Here is a 16,740-nt window from a genome sequence, read left to right as displayed (position 1 = left end):
GTGCGGTCACCTCGTCCGACCGCTGCTGAAACGGCCACAGGCTGACACGCCACCACACCCGCCCGGCGACGCATGTCGCCGGGCGGGTACGTGTGCACCCCAGACGAGCCCGGTTCCATCCGGGGAGGGGGAGAAGCCGCAGCGCACTGACTTCCCTAATGTCCCGAGATCGCTGTGCCTTTCGCATGAGCGGTTGTAGGGGGAAGTGCGGGGCAGGAGAGTCGGCCCAGCTGTTCACTCAGGAGCAGTTCGACCTGCCCGCCCGCCGGGAGGAGGCCGCACCGGCCACTCTTGATCCGCTCGGCCGGCAGGCCACCCTCGTGGTCGTCCACGACGCCGAACCCGGCCCGCGCCGTCCACGTGACGTCATCGCCCCGCCCGGCGGCCGGTCCACACGGCGCACCCCACGGCCGGGCCGCACAGCCCGCGCGAAATGGCATACCGTCACGGTCGGAGGCGACACCGGCCGTGTCGCCCCCGCCTTCGCCCAGGCCGAGGCACCCCGAGTCGTTGCGATCCACATCGCTCTCACCACGGTCCGCGGGACGGAGGAACCGAGAGCTGCCTCGCGGTGCCGCACCGCCACCGGCCCGGCTACCGGAACTTCGTTCGGTGCCGGGGCCGTAGGGTACCTGGCCGGAGACGCTCCGAGCGTCGCGGACAACGTCCGCCGCTGCCTGGAGAGCACGATCGCCTGGCACTACCACAGCAACGCCATCGAGGCCGGCCGGTCGATCGCCGGCGTTAGCGGCGAAGCCGGAGCATTGTCTCCGGTGCCGAAGCCGTCCTCGCCCTCAGCGCCGCCATGGGCAACGGCGGATTCCCGCACGTGATGGACTTCCGCACCCACGGGGAGCGCCGACACCTCCATCCGTCGTCTGACCAGCACGATCACGAACCCCACGCCTGATCAGCGAACTCACTCCAGGAGGGCCGCACCCTATGTCCCGTGGTTCTGAGGGTGGCAGTCGTACACGTCCGCCCAGCCGCCACCGTCCAGCATCTGCCTGGTGGTCGGCTGGGCGCCGACGAGGAGCTGGTGCGCGAAACTGGTTCCGTGGCGCGCGAATGTCATGAATTACTCCTGGAAAAGGGGTGGCCGGATTTCCTCTCAGTGCCGCGTATAACGCGAGAGTTCGATATTTCCTGGAGATCATGAAATGCGGCGGATCCGGAGTGATCGGGCAATTCCGTGTGAGGTGAAACCGCGGGTGTTGCGGAGTCCAGTCCATGAGCGGCCCCCGGCGGCGCAGGGGGAGTGTCCGTCGGGGGCCGTTCGTGCCCGGTCACCGGGTGCCCGGGGGAGAGCCGACGCCGGTGACCCAGGTGGGCGAGGACCACGATTGCGCGTCGGGAGTTGATCGACATCCTCTGCCCTCGTGGGCAATCAACTCTGTGACCTGTACGTAATGGTTCGGTGGGCCCCGGTCACCTGTTCGACGCCGAGGCGCCCCGTGTCGTCACCTCAGCCGGACCGCGTCCCCGCGCAGACGCGCAGGTACGGCACGTCCTGCACCTGGGAGCGCCACTCGGCCCGGGTCAGGACCGCTCCCCGGCCACGGGCGCAGACCTCGGTCAGTGCGTGTGCGGCGCCGATGGGGTAGATCTGGAGCGGAACGTGGGGGGAGGCCGCGTACAGAGTGCTGCCGTCGGGGGAGAAGGCGAGGGACGCAATGCCGTCGCCGGGCGTGGGGAGCAGGCCGCCCAGAGGTTGTCGGGTGGCCACGTCCCAGAGTTGGACGGACCCGGCGTCACCGCCGATCGCGAGTGTTGCGCCGTCCGGGCTGACCGCCACCGCGGTCACTCCCTCCGGATTGTCGTCCAACGGAGCCGGAAACGTATTGCGCAACACTGCCGCACGGTGTTCAAGTCCCGCGTCCCAGAGCGCGACGCGGCCGGTCCGGTCGCCCGCCGCGAACAGCGAGCCGTTGGCCGCGAATCCCATCGCTCCCGAACCGTCGCCCTGCACCAGGGTCTTGCGTACGACTCGGGTCGGGACCGCGAAGCCATTCGGGCGGGATGGGGAGCGCGGGGGAAATGCGACTGTCCGGCCGTCGCCGACGAAGAGCCGGCCGTCGGGACGGACCGCGGCCAGGCCGCTCGTCATGTCGTTCAGCAGGGCCGTCCTGCGGTGGCCGGCCACGTCCCACACTTCGTCCCGCAGCCCTGCGGACGCCTCCGGACGGACGGCGAGCAGGATGTGCCCGCCGGGACCCAGAGCGATGCTCAGCGCCGAAGGCCCCGACAGGTTCAGCGTGCTCAGGGCACGGTCGTGGGCCAGGTCCCACAGTCTCAGCGGCTGAGAGGCCAGGTCCCGGCCGGGGGCGGAGACGCCGTACGCGAAGGTCTTCCCGTCCGGTCCGAATGCCATCAGCGGCGCGGTCTCCCCGGGCGGGACCGGGGCCGACGGGTCGCGGAGGCCGGGTGCGTCCGCCGCGACCAGGGTGCGCGTTCGGTGGTCGCCGGCGATGGCCCGCAGTGTGAAGACATAGCCGGAGCCCGTTCGTTCGGCGGTGGCGTAGGTACGGCCGTCGGGGCTCAGCAGTTCGGCGGCCGGCTGGGTGGAGCGCCACGAGGGCGTGACGGCGGCGCCGAGGTCGAGGGTGTGCACGGTGCCGCCTTCCAGATAACGGAGGGTTCGGCCGTCCGGGTCCCAGAAAGGCCCGCCGTCGTACGGACGTTGGCCGTCCAGCGGGTGACGGAAGACCTGCGCATCCGGGAACGCGAGTCGCCACACATGGATCTCGTCATGACTGACGGCCGCCAGGAACTTCCCGTCGCCGCTGACGGACACCCAGGTCGCCCCGGGCTCTGCCAGTTCGGCGAGCCGACGCCCCGACCGGGTGTCCCAGACGGTCACGTCCCGGTCCGTGACCACGGCGAAACGGTGGTGGGGGCCGATGACGAACCGCGACTGGGCACCGCTGCAGACGTGGGGGACCTGCTGCCAACCACCCGGCACCGCGCGGCCGGTGGCGGTGTCCCACAACCGGGGGGCCCGTCCGGCGGAGCACGTGGCGACGAGCGCGCCGTCGGAACTCGTCTCGGCGGCGACCGACGGGTCCGCCGTGGTCTCGAAGAGGGTTCTGCCGTCGGCGACCGCGCGGAGTCGCACTCGGTCGCCGTCCTGGGTGAGGTAGGCCCGGCCGTCGCCGGTGAGATCGATCGACGCGGTGAACGGTACGGAGGCCGCTCCGCCTGTCCACCGCCCGGTGAGTGTGTCCCACAGGTGTTGGTGTTCTCCGACACGGACCGCGAGGGTACGGGGGCCGACGGCCGCGACGACGGAGGAGCCGGTCGGCAGATGGCCCTCGCTGAGCGGGCGGTGGCTGGGTACGTCCCAGGTGTGCCAGGTGTCTCCTTCGGCGGTGAGCAGCGTGCGGCCGCCCGCCAGGAGGAACCGGGCCGCGGTGTCATCGGAACCGGGGCCCGGGTCGGTGAAGGCGTCCCGCTCGGGCTGGAAGAGGGAGCCGAGCAGGGCCCGGCGGGTCTCGGGGAGATGGGCCGCACGCCAGGCCGCGGCGCCCAGAAGGAGGGCTGTGCGAGGGTCCGTCGTCCGCAGGGCGTCGGCGGTGTCGGCGATACGGCGTGCCGCGTCCTCGGAGCGCCGCCGCCGGTTGTCGTCGTGCTCCTGCCACGCGGTCAGGCCGACGGCCATGGACACCGCGAGTACCGCGGACAACGCGCAGGTCAGCAGGCGAGAGCGGCGGACGGTGCGGGCGGCTGTCCGGTGTTCGGCGTTCCGGGTGAGCACGGAGGCTCGCAGAAAGGCCCGCTCCGGCTCGCTCAGGGACCGGTCCTGGTCCGGGCCGGGAAACATCTCCTCGGTGCGGGCGAGGCGGGTGCCCCGGTACAAGGTGCCGGAGTCGTGGTCGTGTTCCACCCAGAGACGGACGGCGTCGGCCAGCTGCCGATGGTGGCGCAGCCGCTCCCGCTCCGCCTCGATCCAGCCGTGCAGCCGGGGCCATGAGGTCAGCAGGGCCTCGTGGGCGACCTGGACGGCGTCCTCGTCGACGGTGACGAGCCGGGCCCGGGCCAGCCGTTCCACCACCACGGGTGCATGGGGGGCGGCCCATTCGTCCAGTTCGGCACGGGTGAGCGGGCGCCGGGAGTCGGCGGTGCCCTGGCCGGGCTCGACCATCCGGAGCAGCAGATGCCGAGCCGTCTCGGCCTCCTGGAACGAGAGCTGCCCGTACACCGACTCGGCGCTGGCCGCGATCGCGCCACGCACCCCACCGGCCGTCTCGTAGCCGGCGAGCGTCAGCAGGCAGCCCTTACGGCGGTGCCAGGTCTCCAGCAGTGCGTGGGAGAGCAAGGGCAGGGCGCCGGGCTGGTCGTGGACGTCGGCGACGATCCGTTCGGTCAGCTCCCGCTCCACGATCAGCCCCGTTGCCAGCGCCGGTCCCGTCACAGTCTCCCGCAGTTCGCCCGCGCTCATGGGCCCGAGCAGGAGCCCGGCACCGCGCAGGGCTTCGGCGAGCCCCCGGTGCTCGGCGCAGCGTGCGTAGAAGTCGGCGCGGACGGAGATCAGCACGCGCAGCCGGCCTTCCGCCTCACGGGCGCCCAACAGCAGGTCGATGAAGCGGTCCCGCTCGACGGCGTCGTGGCAGAGGGTGAAGACCTCCTCGAACTGGTCCACCACCACCCAGCAGTCCGGTGTGTCCCTGGCCGGGACCAGGAGGTCCGCGTACGTGGCGGCGGGACGCGGACCCGGGGTGAGGATGCGCAGGACGGTGGGACGGGAACGACGGCCTGCCTCCTCGCGCAGCCGGGGTATCAGTCCGGCTCTCAGGAGCGAGGACTTGCCGCTGCCGGAGGCCCCGACCAGTACGCCGAGCGGATGCTCGCAGACGAGCTTCCTCAGCTCCTCGACCATCCGGTCCCGGCCGAAGAACAGTGCCTGGTCGTCTGGCTCGAAGCGGGCGAGGCCCCGGTACGGAGACGGGGTCCCGTCCCGCACGGCCGCCCGCGCCTCGGCGCGCTCGCCGTCCACAGCGGCCCGTGCCTCCTTCCACCGGCTCTCCCACTCGCCGTGGTCGCCGTCGCAGGCACGCACATACGCCGCGAGCACTGAGAGCGAAGGAAGCCGCTCACCTGCCGCCGCCTGCGACAGCGCTGTCGCCGAGACCCCCGTCGCCTCGGCCATGGTCCGATAGGCGGGACCGCCTGCGGCCCGGCGCAGCTCGCGCAGCTCGTGGGCGAGCAGCTGGACCGGACCGGCGGTCGGGTTCAGCGGTCTCTCGGGTCGGCCCATGGTGGAACTACCTCCGCACAACCACAGATGGGAGGGCAAAGCCCTGAACGGGGCAAACCTACGTCAGACAACCGTCGCCTCGGCCGGCAGGAGCGTAGAAGATGGGATGAATAGTTCTGCCGTGCGGCCTGCTTCGACGCTGTCGATCTACGGTGAGCGGAGAGCCACCTCCGGCGGGCCGGGCGCCGGCCGCCCGGGCGGTGGGAGTTGCCGCCCGGGGGGAGTCACAACCGCCTGGGGGTCACCCGCGAATTCACCCGAAGACGGAGTTCTGAAGCGCCGTTGCGTAGCGTGCGAGCAGCGCGCCGAACAGCTCGATGTCGTCGTGCGACCAGTCGTGCAGTACTTCGCCGAGCATGGAGATCGACGTGTCCACGACGGCCTGGTGGGTGCGGCGGCCGGCAGCGGTCACCGTAATGCTCACGGCCCGCTGATCGCCGTCGTCGGTCCCTCGCTCGACGAGCCCTCGGGCTTCCATGCGGGCCAGTACCTTGCTCACGTTGGAGGCGCCGGTTCCGGTCTGCTGTGCCACGTGGGAGGGCCGCGCCGAACCGCCCGCGCGCATCAGGACGTTGAGCACCGTCATCGACGCCGGATCGATGCCCGCCCCCGCGCGCTCGATGATGACCTCCTGGATTCCGGCCGCCGCCCAGCGGCTCAGGATGTTGGCGAAGGAGTCGTGAAGCGCGGTCAGTCCGGCCACCTCCGATGTGGTCACGGCGTCGCCCGGTGTCGCTCGCGCCATATGCGCTCGTCCTTCCTGCCGGCCCCTGTGTCGATCCTCGCCCACCGGGGCAGCCGTCACCGTCATGATCTCATCGCACCGCCCGGCGGTACAGCCGTCCCCGTCCCGTCCCCGGCCGTGGCCCCGCCTCGGGCGGACTGATCCCGAACGATCCCTTGCTCTCGATGCGGGGCGGGTTTACTGTCCACAGGACAGTAAATGGCGGCTTGCCCCCGTGGCCGCGATCGGGGCGAGCCGTGTCCGTCCGTCGCGCCGCCGACCGTTCTGTCGTCGCGCAGCCAGCACGCACCCCGTGTGCGGATTCTGCCAACATCCCCTGGACGAGGGAGCCTTCGTGTGCCCTGACCGCAGCCCCGGGCAAGTGCTGCCGCTCCGGCTGACGCCCGGTTGCGGTTCCCCGCGGGCGACACCCGAGGAGACCCGTACGCCGTCCCGGGCGGCTGCCCGACTTCTGGGCAGCCGACGGCCCGGCATGCGCTGGCCGACCACGACCCCAGTACACCCTGACGGCGCGGACCCCGTCCGGGAGCGAGCCCACGAAACCTCACGGAGGTGCGTATGACCCGGATCCACGAGGCCCGGCAGCTGACCACCGGCTACAGCTGGACCGAGTGTCCGCGCTGGCACGACGGGCGCTTCTACTTCTCCGACATGTACAACCACCGCGTCGTCACCGTCACCGAGAACGGTGAGGCCGACGTCTACCTCGACCTGAACGACCGCAAGAGCCTGGTCGACGAGGAGGTCGTGTGCGTCGGCACCGGCTTCCTGCCGGACGGCCGAATCCTCGTCAACTCCATGTGGGAGCAGGTCGTCCTGGTCCACGACGGCAGCACCACGGAGGTCTACGCCGACCTGCGCGGTCTTGCGGTCAGCCCGATCAACGACATGGTGGTCGACGCACAGGGCCGGGCCTACATCAGCCAGCTCGGCTACAACCTCTTCGCCGGCGAGAGCGCGGCCAAGGCGCCACTGCTGGTCGTGGAGCCGGACGGCACCCCACGGGTCGCCGAGGAGGGCGGCGTCTTCGACGGCGCCAACGGCATGGGCATCACGGCGGACGGCCGGACGCTGATCACCGCCGAGGTCGACGGCCTGCGGCTGACCGCGCTGGAGATCAAGGACGACGGCTCGCTCGGGGCCCGCCGTACGTTCTTCGACGGCCAGATCATGATGGACGGGATGTGCGTCGACGAGGAGGGCGCGGTCTGGGGGGCGTCCCCGATCAGCGGTGTGCTGCGGGTTCTCGAAGGCGGTCCGGCCGTGGCCTCCGTCGACCTTCCGGCCGAGCAGGCGGGCATGGGTGTCGCCTGCGCGCTCGGGGGCGCCGACCGCAGGACGCTGTTCATCACCTGCGGTGTGGAGGTCTTCGACCGAGAGAAGTCCCGCACCGAGGGCCGCGGCTCGATCTGGACCGCCCGGGTCGACGTGCCCGGCGGCACCACCCGCCCCTGACCCGACCGGTCTCCGGAACCGGCGGAGCACCCCATGCCCACCCGCCACGGAACCCGCCGACCGGCGGCACCCGCTCCACCGCCCGGGGCTCGCCGTCCCGGAGTCAGGGGCCACCTTCCCTCCAGCGGCCACCTTCCCGCCATCGGCCACTCTCCTTCCATCGGCTGCCGGCCCGCCCTCCGGCGTGCCGGACTCCACCGCCCCGGCGCCGTCGTCCGACGGTGCTCTGCGCCCCGCCCATGGGCACCACCCCCCCCGCGCTGTCAACCACCCCGGCTCAACGACGAGAACGACGAGGTACTGACATGGCACCACTCGACTTCACCGGAGGCGCGGTCGTCGTCACCGGCGCCGGACGCGGCATCGGCCGCGCGCACGCCCACCTGCTCGCCGCCCGTGGCGCGTCCGTCGTCGTCTGCGACCCCGGCGGCGACCCCGACGGCGCGAACCCGTCGGCCGCGCCCGCCGAGCAGGTGGTCAAGGAGATCGCCGAGGCGGGCGGCACCGCCGTGGCCTCGACGGAGTCCGTGGCCACCGAGGAGGGAGCCGCGGCGATCGTGCGGACCGCGCTCGACGCCTTCGGCCGGCTCGACGCCGTGATCAACAACGCCGGCATCTTCCGGCCCGCCCCCTTCGGTGAGACCTCCCCGCAGACGTACCAGAAGTACCTGGACGTGCACTACCTCGGCAGCCTCCTCGTCTCCCGCGCCGCCTGGCCGCACCTGGTGGCGTCGGGGAACGGACGCATCGTCAACACCGTCTCGGCGTCCTTGCTCGGCGTGCCCGACATGGTCCACTACGGCTCCGCCAAGGGCGCGGTCTACGGCCTGACCCGCAACCTCGCCGTGGCCGGCCACGCCGTCGGGATCAAGGTCAACGCGGTGGCCCCCGGCGCCGGCACGCGCATGGTCGAACTCACCGGCGACACCCTGCCGGAGGGGATGCTCGAGTACATGATGACCAGCATGCCGCCCGAGCTCGTCTCGCCGGTCGCGGCCTACCTGGCGCACGAGAGCTGCGCCGTCACCGGCGAGGTCTTCAACGTCGCGGGCGGGCTGGTGAACCGCATGGTCATGGTCAACACCCCGGGCATCGTGAACCCGGAGCTCACCCCGGAAACCGTGGCCGAGCGGATCGGGGAGATCCTCGGCACCGACGGCGCCCAGCTCGTCGAGCTGATGCTGCCCCAGACGCAGCCCTGACCCCGCGTCAGACCCGGAACGTCACGCCGTACGGCTCGAACTCGCAGCCCAGGAGGGAAACCCATGGCCGACGACACATGGACGGTGGAGGTCGACGGGGAGGCATGCATCGGCTCCGGCGTCTGCGCCTCCGTCGCCCCCCTGCACTTCGCCGTCGAGAACGGCAGGTCCCGCCCCCTCGCCGAACGCGTCGAACCCGCCGACGAGTTGAGGGACGTGGTCGTCCTGTGTCCCGGCGCGGCCGTCCTCGTCCGTGACGGGGCGGGCGAACTCGTCGACTGAGCCGGCACAGCCCCCGTCGGTACGTGCCTTTCGGCACCTTGCCTTTCGCACGTCCGGCTTTCGTACGTCCATCCGCATCCGCCGCTGTCGAGGGAGACACGCGATGACCAGTGAGACCGCGCCCTTTCCGTTCCCGCCCCTGCCGCCCGAGGAGGCCCTGGAGGCTTTCCGCAAGGTGCGCGCGGACCGGCCGATGACCAAGGTGATCATGCCGTTCGGGGGTGACGCGTGGGTGATCCACCGGCACGCCGCCGCCAAGCGGATGCTGGAGGACCGCCGGTTCGTCCGCCAGCCCTTCCGTGAGCGCGAGGTACCGTACTTCGTCCAGTTCCCGCCGTTCCTGCTGGGCACCCTCCAGTGGTCCGACCCGCCGGAGCACACCCGGCTGCGCCGTCTGGTCGCTCGTGCGTTCACCGCTCGCCGGGTCGAGCAACTCCGCCTGCGTTCGCAGGAGATGGCCGACGCCCTGCTCGACCGCATGACCGCGGGCGGACGCCAGGAGGGCGACTTCGCCCAGGAGTTCGCCATCCCGTTCCCCATCCGGGTGCTGTGCGAGCTGATCGGCGTCCCGGAGGAGGACCGGGACAGGTTCATCGGCTGGTCCCACGCCCTGCTCGCGGTCTCCGGGATGACGGAGGAGCAGACCATGCAGAACAGCATCGAGCTGTACGGCTACCTCGCCGAGCTCATCGCGCGACGGCGTGCCGAGCCGCGGGACGACCTGCTCAGCATGCTGGCCGTGGCCGAGCAGAAGGACGACTCGCTCACCGACGACGAGATCCTCCCTATCGCCATGCTGGTCCTGGTCGCGGGTTTCGACAACACCGCCAACTTCATCACGCTCGGTGTGACCACGATGCTGCACAACCCCGACCACCTGAAGCTGTTGCTGACGGACATCGACACCATCACGCCCACCCTGGTCGAGGAGACCCTCCGCCACGGAGGATTCGTGCAGGGGCGCCCCGTCGGCGGCGGCGGGGGCCTGCCGCCGCACCTGGCGAGCGAGGACGTGGAGATCGACGGTCAGCTGATCCGCAAGGGCGAGTGCGTGCTCGTGGACATCACGGCGGCCAACCACGATGAGAACGCCTTCGACGGCCCGGACGCCTTCGACATCACCCGCAAGCCCAACCCGCACCTGACACTCAGCCACGGCCTGCACCACTGTCTGGGGGCGCCGCTGGCACGGATGGAGATGCAGGTGGCCCTGGCCGGCGTCTTCCGCCGGCTGCCGGGCCTGCGGCTGACGGGTGAGGCGGTCGAAATCACCGAGACCCTGACCGGCGGCGTCAGCAGCCTGCCCGTGGCCTGGTGAGCCACCTGTCCCCGCAGTCCCCGGCGCGACGCGTGGCGGTCGTCGGCGCCGGGCCCGCCGGGCTCTACGCGGCCGAGGAACTGATCCGGCAGAACCGTCACGACGTACGCGTCGACGTACTGGATCGGCTGCCGACGCCGTACGGCCTGGTGCGCTACGGCGTCGCCCCGGACCATTCCCGGATCAAGTCGATCACCGGCTCGCTCCGTAAGGTGCTGGACGATCCGCGGGTCGCCTTCCATGGCGGGGTCGAACTGGGGACGGACCTCACACGGCGCGATCTGCTCGAACGCTACGACGCGGTGGTCTACGCGGCCGGGGCCGCCGGCGACCGCCGCCTCGGGGTCCCCGGCGAGGACCTTCCCGGGAGCTGCTCCGCGAGCGCGTTCGTGTCCTGGTACAGCGGTCACCCGGACGCGCGTCCGCCGCTGGCGCTCGACACGGAGCGCGTGGCCGTGGTCGGCGCCGGAAACGTGGCGCTCGACGTGGCGCGCGTCCTCACCCGGCGGGTCGCGGACCTGGAGCGCACGGACATGCCGGAGGCGGTGCTCGCCGCGCTGCGCGACAGCGCGGTGCGCGAGGTGGTGGTGCTCGCCAGGCGCGGACCGCGGCACGCGCGTTTCACGCCCAAGGAGCTGCGGGAACTGGGCGAGGTGGACGGGGTGGACGTCATCGTCGACCCACGGCAGCTCGCCGGATCGGAGAGCACGGACGCGGACCGGACCACCCAGGCCACCCTCCGCGCTCTGGCCGACCTGGCGGCGCGCCCACCGCTCGGCGCGCCGCGCCGCATCGAACTGCGCTTCTTCACCCGCCCGCGCCGGGTGCTGGGTGGGCACCGGGTGACGGGACTGCTGACAGAAGGTACCCACGGCGGACCCGACGGCACGTCGGAGGGCACCGCCGAACTCTCCACCCTCCCCCTCGGCGGCGTGCTCCGCGCGATCGGCTACCGGGGGCTTCCGCTGGACACGGTGCCCTTCGACACCGCCCGCGGTGTCGTGCCCAACGACGGCGGACGCGTACTCGACCCGGAGGGAGTGCCGTGCCCGGGGGAGTACGTCACCGGCTGGCTCAAACGCGGGCCGAGCGGTGTGATCGGCACCAACAAACTCGACTCCGCGCAGACGGTGGCCCTACTCCTCGACGACCTGGACGGGCTGCCGGTGCGTCAACTTCCGGACCTGACCGGCCTGTTGATCGGCCGGGGAATCCGCCCGGTCGGCCTGTCCGGCTGGGCCCGCATCGACTCCGCCGAGCAGGAACTGGGCGCGACACGCGGCCGGGACCGCACGAAGATCGCCGACTGGCCGACGCTGCTGCGGCTCGGCCGCACACCCCACCCCGTACCAGTGGACTCAGAGGAACTGCCATGGCCTTCCTGATCGGCGACGCCTGCGTCGACGTCAAGGACCGGACCTGTACGTCCGTCTGCCCCGTCGACTGCATCTACGAGGGCGACCGCAAGCTGTACATCAACCCGGCCGAGTGCATCGACTGCGGTGCCTGCGAACCGCTCTGCCCGGTGGAGGCCATCTACATAGAGGACGACGTACCCGACGCACTGCGCTGGGCGGTCGCCGACAACGAGGCCTTCTTCACCCGGCCGCTGCCGGGACGGGCCGTCCCCCTCGGGCCGGCACCCGGCGGCGCGCGTGACCTGGGCCCCATCGGGGCGGACACGCCGTACGTCGCGTCGCTGCCGAGCGGGCGGCGCGGGCCGTCGTCATGACCGGCGGGCGCCGTGCCCTCGGTCCGGACCGTCGCCTTCCCGCGCTCAGGCGACTCGTCGTGAACCGTCGGGCCTTCGGTCGGATCACCCGGGCCGAAGTACGTCGTCGCGCCCGCGGTCCCTTGCGAAGGAACCCGCACACCGGTTCCGGAACCACGGCAACGATGATCAGGACCGACGGCGCGGGACCGCGTGCCGACGCGCGTCGCCCGGGACTCCTGCCTCCGCGCCCCAGCCGGGCCACGGGCTCTGCGTCCCGATTTGTGCCGCGGGTCCACTGAGCGGAACTACTCGTGGTCCGTCCCGTCGGACCGTGATTACTGTCGGCCGCGTGGAACTGGACGTTCCCACCCCGGGGGCGGTTCCCGACACAGTGAGGAAGTGGCACGGATGGCAGAGCGAGCTCACGGAGGGACGGCAGTGAACAGGGCCGCCGCGGTGGCCGCGGCGGCCTCACGGCTGTCCCGAGCGGGGACGGAGCGCAGCCCGTGCGCTCCGGTCCGTGACCTGCTCGGAACGACGGACATCGCGGCTGCCTACGAGGTGCAGCAGCGGCTGGCGCAGCGGAAGCTGGACCTCGGCGCGCGCGTGGTGGGCCGCAAGATCGGGCTCACCTCGGCGGCCGTACAGCGGCAGCTGGGCGTGGACCGGCCGGACTTCGGGATCCTGTTCGAAGACATGGACATGTCGGGTCGGGCCACGGCCGTGCCCAGCGCGCGGCTCCTGCAACCCCGGGTCGAGGCCGAGATCGCCTTCGTCCTCGGCGAGGACCTGGACGCGGCGGACCTGGACCTGAAGCGGGTGCGCGGTGCCGTCGACCATGCCCGGGCCGCTCTGGAGATCGTGGACAGCCGCATTGCCGGCTGGGACATCACGATCACGGACACCGTCGCCGACAACGCCTCCTCGGGCCTGTTCGTCCTGGGCGCCGAGCAGGTGACCCTCGACGGCTTCGAGCCCCGCGACGCCACCATGACGATGACCCTCGACGGAAGCGAGGCGTCGACGGGCAACGGAGCCGCGTGTCTCGGGGACCCGCTGGAAGCCCTGCTCTGGCTCGCGCGTGCCGCCCGCGAGTTCGGGGAGCCGCTGCGTGCCGGGCAGGTCGTGCTCTCGGGGGCGCTCGGCCCCCTGGTGCCGGTCGGCCCCGGAGCCGTCGTGCACGCCGAGATCTCCGGGCTCGGCTCCGTATCCGCCACGTTCACCGGCACGAAGTGAGGTCGAGGGTGAAGAAGACCAAGGTCGCCGTCATCGGGTCCGGCAACATCGGCACCGACCTGATGATCAAAGTCCTGCGGCTGTCGGACAGTCTGGAGATGGCCGCCCTCGTGGGCATCGACCCGGAGTCGGACGGCCTCGCCCGCGCCCGTCGGCTCAAGGTGCCCACGACCGCCGAGGGGGTCGAGGGCCTGATAGCCATGGAGGGCTTCGAGGACATCGCGGTCGTCTTCGACGCCACCTCCGCCAAGGCCCACGTGGAGAACGCCAAGCGGCTCGCCCCGTACGGCAAGTTCCTGGTGGACCTCACCCCTGCCGCCGTCGGGCCCTACGTCGTCCCGCCCGTCAACCTGGACGAACACGTCGAGAAGTCCGCGACGAACCTCAACATGGTGACCTGCGGCGGCCAGGCGACCATCCCCATCGTGCACGCGGTCAGCCGGGTCACCCCGGTCGCCTACGCCGAGATCGTCGCCTCGATCGCCTCCCGCTCGGCGGGCCCCGGCACCCGCGCCAACATCGACGAGTTCACGGAGACCACCTCCGCGGCCATCGCCTCCGTCGGCGGCGCCCTGCGCGGCAAGGCCGTCATCGTGCTCAACCCGGCCGAACCGCCCCTCATCATGCGGGACACCGTCTACTGCCTGACCGGTGACGTGGACGAGCAGGAGGTCGCCGACTCGGTCGCCGCCATGGTGGCGACCGTCGCCGAGTACGTGCCGGGCTACCGGCTCAAGCAGGACGTCCAGTTCACCCGCCTGGCGCCGGACGAGCCGGTGCACACCCTGCTGCCATCGGGCGCGCCCGAGGTGACCACCAAGGTCTCCGTCTTCCTGGAGGTCGAGGGCGCCGCCCACTACCTGCCCGCCTACGCCGGCAATCTCGACATCATGACCTCCGCCGCCCTCCGCGTCGCCGAGCGATTCGCCGAGCGCGTCCTGACCGAGGTGACCTCCCGATGACCGACACCGCCCCGCCCCGCCTCTACGTCCAGGACGTCACCCTGCGGGACGGCATGCACGCCATCCGGCACCGCATCGACCCCGCCGACGTCGCCCGCATCGTGCGCGCCCTCGACGCCGCCGGCGTGGATGCCATCGAAGTGGCCCACGGCGACGGACTGGCCGGCGGCAGCCTCAACTACGGCCCCGGCAGCCACAGCGACTGGGAGTGGATCGAGGCGGCCGCGGACGCGCTCGACCGCGCGGTCCTCACCACCCTGCTGCTGCCCGGCATCGGCACCATCGCCGAGCTCAAGGAGGCCTACGCGCTCGGTGTGCGCTCGGTGCGCATCGCCACCCACTGCACGGAGGCCGACGTGTCGGCCCAGCACATCGCCACGGCCCGCGAACTGGGCATGGACGTCTCCGGCTTCCTGATGATGGCCCACATGGCACCGCCGGACGAACTGGCCCGCCAGGCCGTCCTGATGGAGTCGTACGGCGCCCACTGCGTGTACGTCACCGACTCTGGCGGGCGCCTCACCATGCAGGCCGTCCGCGACCGCGTCCGCGCCTACCGCGACGTCCTGGACGAGCGGACCCAGATCGGCATCCACGCGCACGAGAACCTCTCCCTGTCCGTCGCCAACTCGGTGATCGCGGTGGAGGAGGGGGCGATCCGCGTCGACGCCTCCCTGGCCGGACAGGGTGCGGGAGCCGGCAACTGCCCCATCGAGGCCTTCGTCGCCGTCGCGAACCTGCACGGCTGGAAGCACGACTGCGACCTGTTCGCCCTGCAGGACGCCGCCGACGACATCGTACGGCCGCTGCAGGACCGTCCCGTCCGGGTGGACCGGGAGACACTCACCCTCGGGTACGCGGGCGCCTACTCCAGCTTCCTGCGCCACGCCGAGGCCGCCGCCGCACGGTACGGGCTGGACGCCCGGGACATCCTCGTGGAGGTCGGGCGGCGGGGGCTGGTCGGCGGCCAGGAGGACATGATCGTCGACATCGCGCTCGACCTCGGTGGGGCGCGACACGGGGGGTGAGACCGGCGGTTCGCCGGGCGGGGGGCGGGAGGGGCACTGCGGGGTGCTCCTCCCGCCCGCGTCGTTCGCACATGCTCACCAAGTCGCCGGTGACCGGACCGTTTCAGCGGCCGAGCCGACCGTCGGCGTCACAACGGCCCGGCCGCGTCGGCGCGTTGTCCTCGTTCGGGAGGCGCACCACGGACCTGCGCTTGTGGAGAGACGCCCACGGGCCGGACGGGCCGCTCGCCCCAGGGCTCGGATGCTCAGCCAGTGGCCCCGGGATCCGGCCGGACAACCGGGGCTGCCGCCGTCGCCTCCTCGGCCGGCGCGAGGGCCGGAGGATCGGAGCTCGCCGTGTTCAGCCCCGTGCCAGGCCGGGCAGATGCTCCACGAGATGCATGGCGTGCAGACGTGTGAACTGCTCGTGGGTGCAGTGTCCGTAGGTCGGATGCTCGCGGAGCGCCCCGGTGTGGGTGGTGAACCGGGTGACGGCGTCCGTGAGATGTCCGACGGCTGCCGACAGAGACAGGTTCGGGTCCAGTGGCGGAGCACCGTCAATCACCGCGTCGAGGGGATGGCGCATCCGGCCACGGCTCAGGAACACCCGCTTCGCCAGGACTCCGACCGTCGCCCGGAACAGGGTCGGCTTCAGGCGGGGATATCCCGTCACCGAGTAACGGATCGTCTGGGCGCAGTGCTGCAAGGTCTGTGAGAGGTTCCAGGCGGAGTCGGCAGCCAGGGCCTCCGACTCGGAACCCTCTTTCGCGACATACTCCTGAGCGCGTCCGGCCAGTTCCTCGAGGATGGTTCTCATGGGGCGGATTCTTCCACCCCGCCATGGCGCGCCGACCGGCCACCGGCCATGCTCCGATGTCCGGCTCAGGGGCGACCCCGTCCAGGGCGACCGCCGTGGGACACCCCGTCGGAATCGAGGGCGCGCCGCCGGGCCGACCGTGATTCCGTGGAGAGTCGGATTCCCACAGAATACTGTCCGTCGGACATCTTCCAACCCGGCCGAGCCACTGCTAGCGTCAAAATTAGATTTCATTCTAGTTTCGGCGAGAGGTGCTGGCATGAACTCAGCGCTGAGCAGGATTGCCGGGTCCACCCTTGAGCGGGAGCCGCTGCCCCCGTCCATGGTCGAGCGGATCACCCTGATCATGGATCTCTTCGACCGTCCGTACGCCCATCTGAGTCTGGAGGACGTCACCGGCCGCACGGGCCTGCCACGCTCCACCTCGCACCGTATCCTCGACCAACTCGTGGGCGTGGGCTGGCTGGAGCACATGACGACGGGTTACCGGCTCGGTCCCCGGGCCCTCGGTCTCGGCGGCCGGGACACCGGCCACAGCGCGCTGCGGGCCGCCGCCGCTCCCGCGCTCCATCAACTCGCCGTCCGTACCGGGATGGTGGTGCACCTCGCGGTCCTGGAGGACACCGAGATCTACTACCTGGACAAAGTCGGCGGCCGGTCCGCGGTCGACGTGCCGTCCCGAGTGGGCGGGCGCGCGCCCGCCCACTGCACGGCACTCGGCAAGGCCATGCTCGCCGGGCTGACACCG

15 protein-coding genes are annotated in these 16,740 nt (G+C 71.6%); 10 read left to right on the top strand and 5 right to left on the bottom strand.

The window, feature by feature from the left end; genetic code table 11:
* Positions 1–700: 700 nt before the first annotated feature.
* The 4 genes from ABZ880_RS53935 to ABZ880_RS53920 all read right to left on the bottom strand — a co-directional run bounded on the left by ABZ880_RS53935 (position 701) and on the right by ABZ880_RS53920 (position 5,999).
* Positions 701–904: a hypothetical protein gene (locus ABZ880_RS53935; protein ID WP_361279248.1), complete on the bottom strand. Its 204-nt coding sequence runs from the start codon at positions 902–904 to the stop codon at positions 701–703.
* Between the two features lie 36 nt (positions 905–940).
* The gene (locus ABZ880_RS53930; RefSeq protein ID WP_361279246.1) at positions 941–1,075 is read right to left on the bottom strand and encodes a hypothetical protein; all 135 of its coding nucleotides are present in this window, start codon (positions 1,073–1,075) and stop codon (positions 941–943) included.
* A gap of 390 nt (positions 1,076–1,465) precedes the next feature.
* Positions 1,466–5,254, bottom strand: a complete 3,789-nt coding sequence (locus ABZ880_RS53925; RefSeq protein WP_361279244.1) for a hypothetical protein — start codon at positions 5,252–5,254, stop codon at positions 1,466–1,468.
* A gap of 253 nt (positions 5,255–5,507) precedes the next feature.
* A complete protein-coding gene (locus tag ABZ880_RS53920) occupies positions 5,508–5,999 on the bottom strand; it encodes a MarR family transcriptional regulator (protein ID WP_361279241.1) in 492 nt (163 codons plus the stop codon).
* A gap of 558 nt (positions 6,000–6,557) precedes the next feature.
* Between ABZ880_RS53920 and ABZ880_RS53915 the strand changes: the two genes are divergently transcribed.
* The 9 genes from ABZ880_RS53915 (at position 6,558) to dmpG (ending at position 15,196) form a co-directional block, all read left to right on the top strand.
* Complete coding sequence (locus ABZ880_RS53915; protein ID WP_361279239.1) at positions 6,558–7,454, top strand: SMP-30/gluconolactonase/LRE family protein; 897 nt, start codon at positions 6,558–6,560, stop codon at positions 7,452–7,454.
* Between the two features lie 305 nt (positions 7,455–7,759).
* On the top strand, positions 7,760–8,656 hold the full coding sequence (locus tag ABZ880_RS53910) for an SDR family NAD(P)-dependent oxidoreductase (RefSeq protein WP_361279237.1): 897 nt from the start codon (positions 7,760–7,762) through the stop codon (positions 8,654–8,656).
* A gap of 63 nt (positions 8,657–8,719) precedes the next feature.
* Complete coding sequence (locus ABZ880_RS53905; RefSeq protein ID WP_361279234.1) at positions 8,720–8,938, top strand: ferredoxin; 219 nt, start codon at positions 8,720–8,722, stop codon at positions 8,936–8,938.
* Positions 8,939–9,041: 103 nt separating this feature from the next.
* Positions 9,042–10,256, top strand: coding sequence for a cytochrome P450 (locus ABZ880_RS53900; protein ID WP_361279232.1), 1,215 nt, complete (start codon positions 9,042–9,044; stop codon positions 10,254–10,256).
* Positions 10,253–11,641 (top strand): FAD-dependent oxidoreductase, encoded by a 1,389-nt coding sequence (locus ABZ880_RS53895; RefSeq protein WP_361279230.1) that lies wholly within the window; start codon positions 10,253–10,255, stop codon positions 11,639–11,641. Before ABZ880_RS53900 ends, ABZ880_RS53895 begins: the two co-directional genes overlap by 4 nt.
* Positions 11,629–11,988, top strand: coding sequence for a ferredoxin (gene fdxA, locus ABZ880_RS53890; protein ID WP_361279228.1), 360 nt, complete (start codon positions 11,629–11,631; stop codon positions 11,986–11,988). The genes ABZ880_RS53895 and fdxA overlap by 13 nt, the downstream gene beginning before the upstream one ends.
* 390 nt (positions 11,989–12,378) lie before the next feature.
* Positions 12,379–13,206: a fumarylacetoacetate hydrolase family protein gene (locus tag ABZ880_RS53885; RefSeq protein ID WP_361279226.1), complete on the top strand. Its 828-nt coding sequence runs from the start codon at positions 12,379–12,381 to the stop codon at positions 13,204–13,206.
* Positions 13,207–13,214: 8 nt separating this feature from the next.
* The gene (locus ABZ880_RS53880) at positions 13,215–14,168 is read left to right on the top strand and encodes an acetaldehyde dehydrogenase (acetylating) (protein WP_361279224.1); all 954 of its coding nucleotides are present in this window, start codon (positions 13,215–13,217) and stop codon (positions 14,166–14,168) included.
* Complete coding sequence (gene dmpG, locus ABZ880_RS53875; protein WP_361279222.1) at positions 14,165–15,196, top strand: 4-hydroxy-2-oxovalerate aldolase; 1,032 nt, start codon at positions 14,165–14,167, stop codon at positions 15,194–15,196. Before ABZ880_RS53880 ends, dmpG begins: the two co-directional genes overlap by 4 nt.
* Before the next feature lie 340 nt (positions 15,197–15,536).
* On the opposite strand, the gene ABZ880_RS53870 is transcribed toward dmpG, so the two are convergent.
* On the bottom strand, positions 15,537–15,992 hold the full coding sequence (locus tag ABZ880_RS53870) for a DUF1569 domain-containing protein (RefSeq protein ID WP_361279220.1): 456 nt from the start codon (positions 15,990–15,992) through the stop codon (positions 15,537–15,539).
* A gap of 322 nt (positions 15,993–16,314) precedes the next feature.
* Here ABZ880_RS53870 and ABZ880_RS53865 point away from each other — a divergent pair.
* Positions 16,315–16,740 (top strand): helix-turn-helix domain-containing protein (locus tag ABZ880_RS53865; protein ID WP_361279250.1); only part of this gene is annotated, 426 nt, incomplete at its 3' end.

Origin of the sequence: Streptomyces sp. NPDC047043, from assembly GCF_040644055.1 — a bacterium.
Classification (GTDB): Bacteria; Actinomycetota; Actinomycetes; order Streptomycetales; family Streptomycetaceae; genus Streptomyces.
The sequence above is the reverse complement of the archived record's forward strand: the minus strand, read 5'-3'. Positions and strand labels throughout refer to the sequence as shown.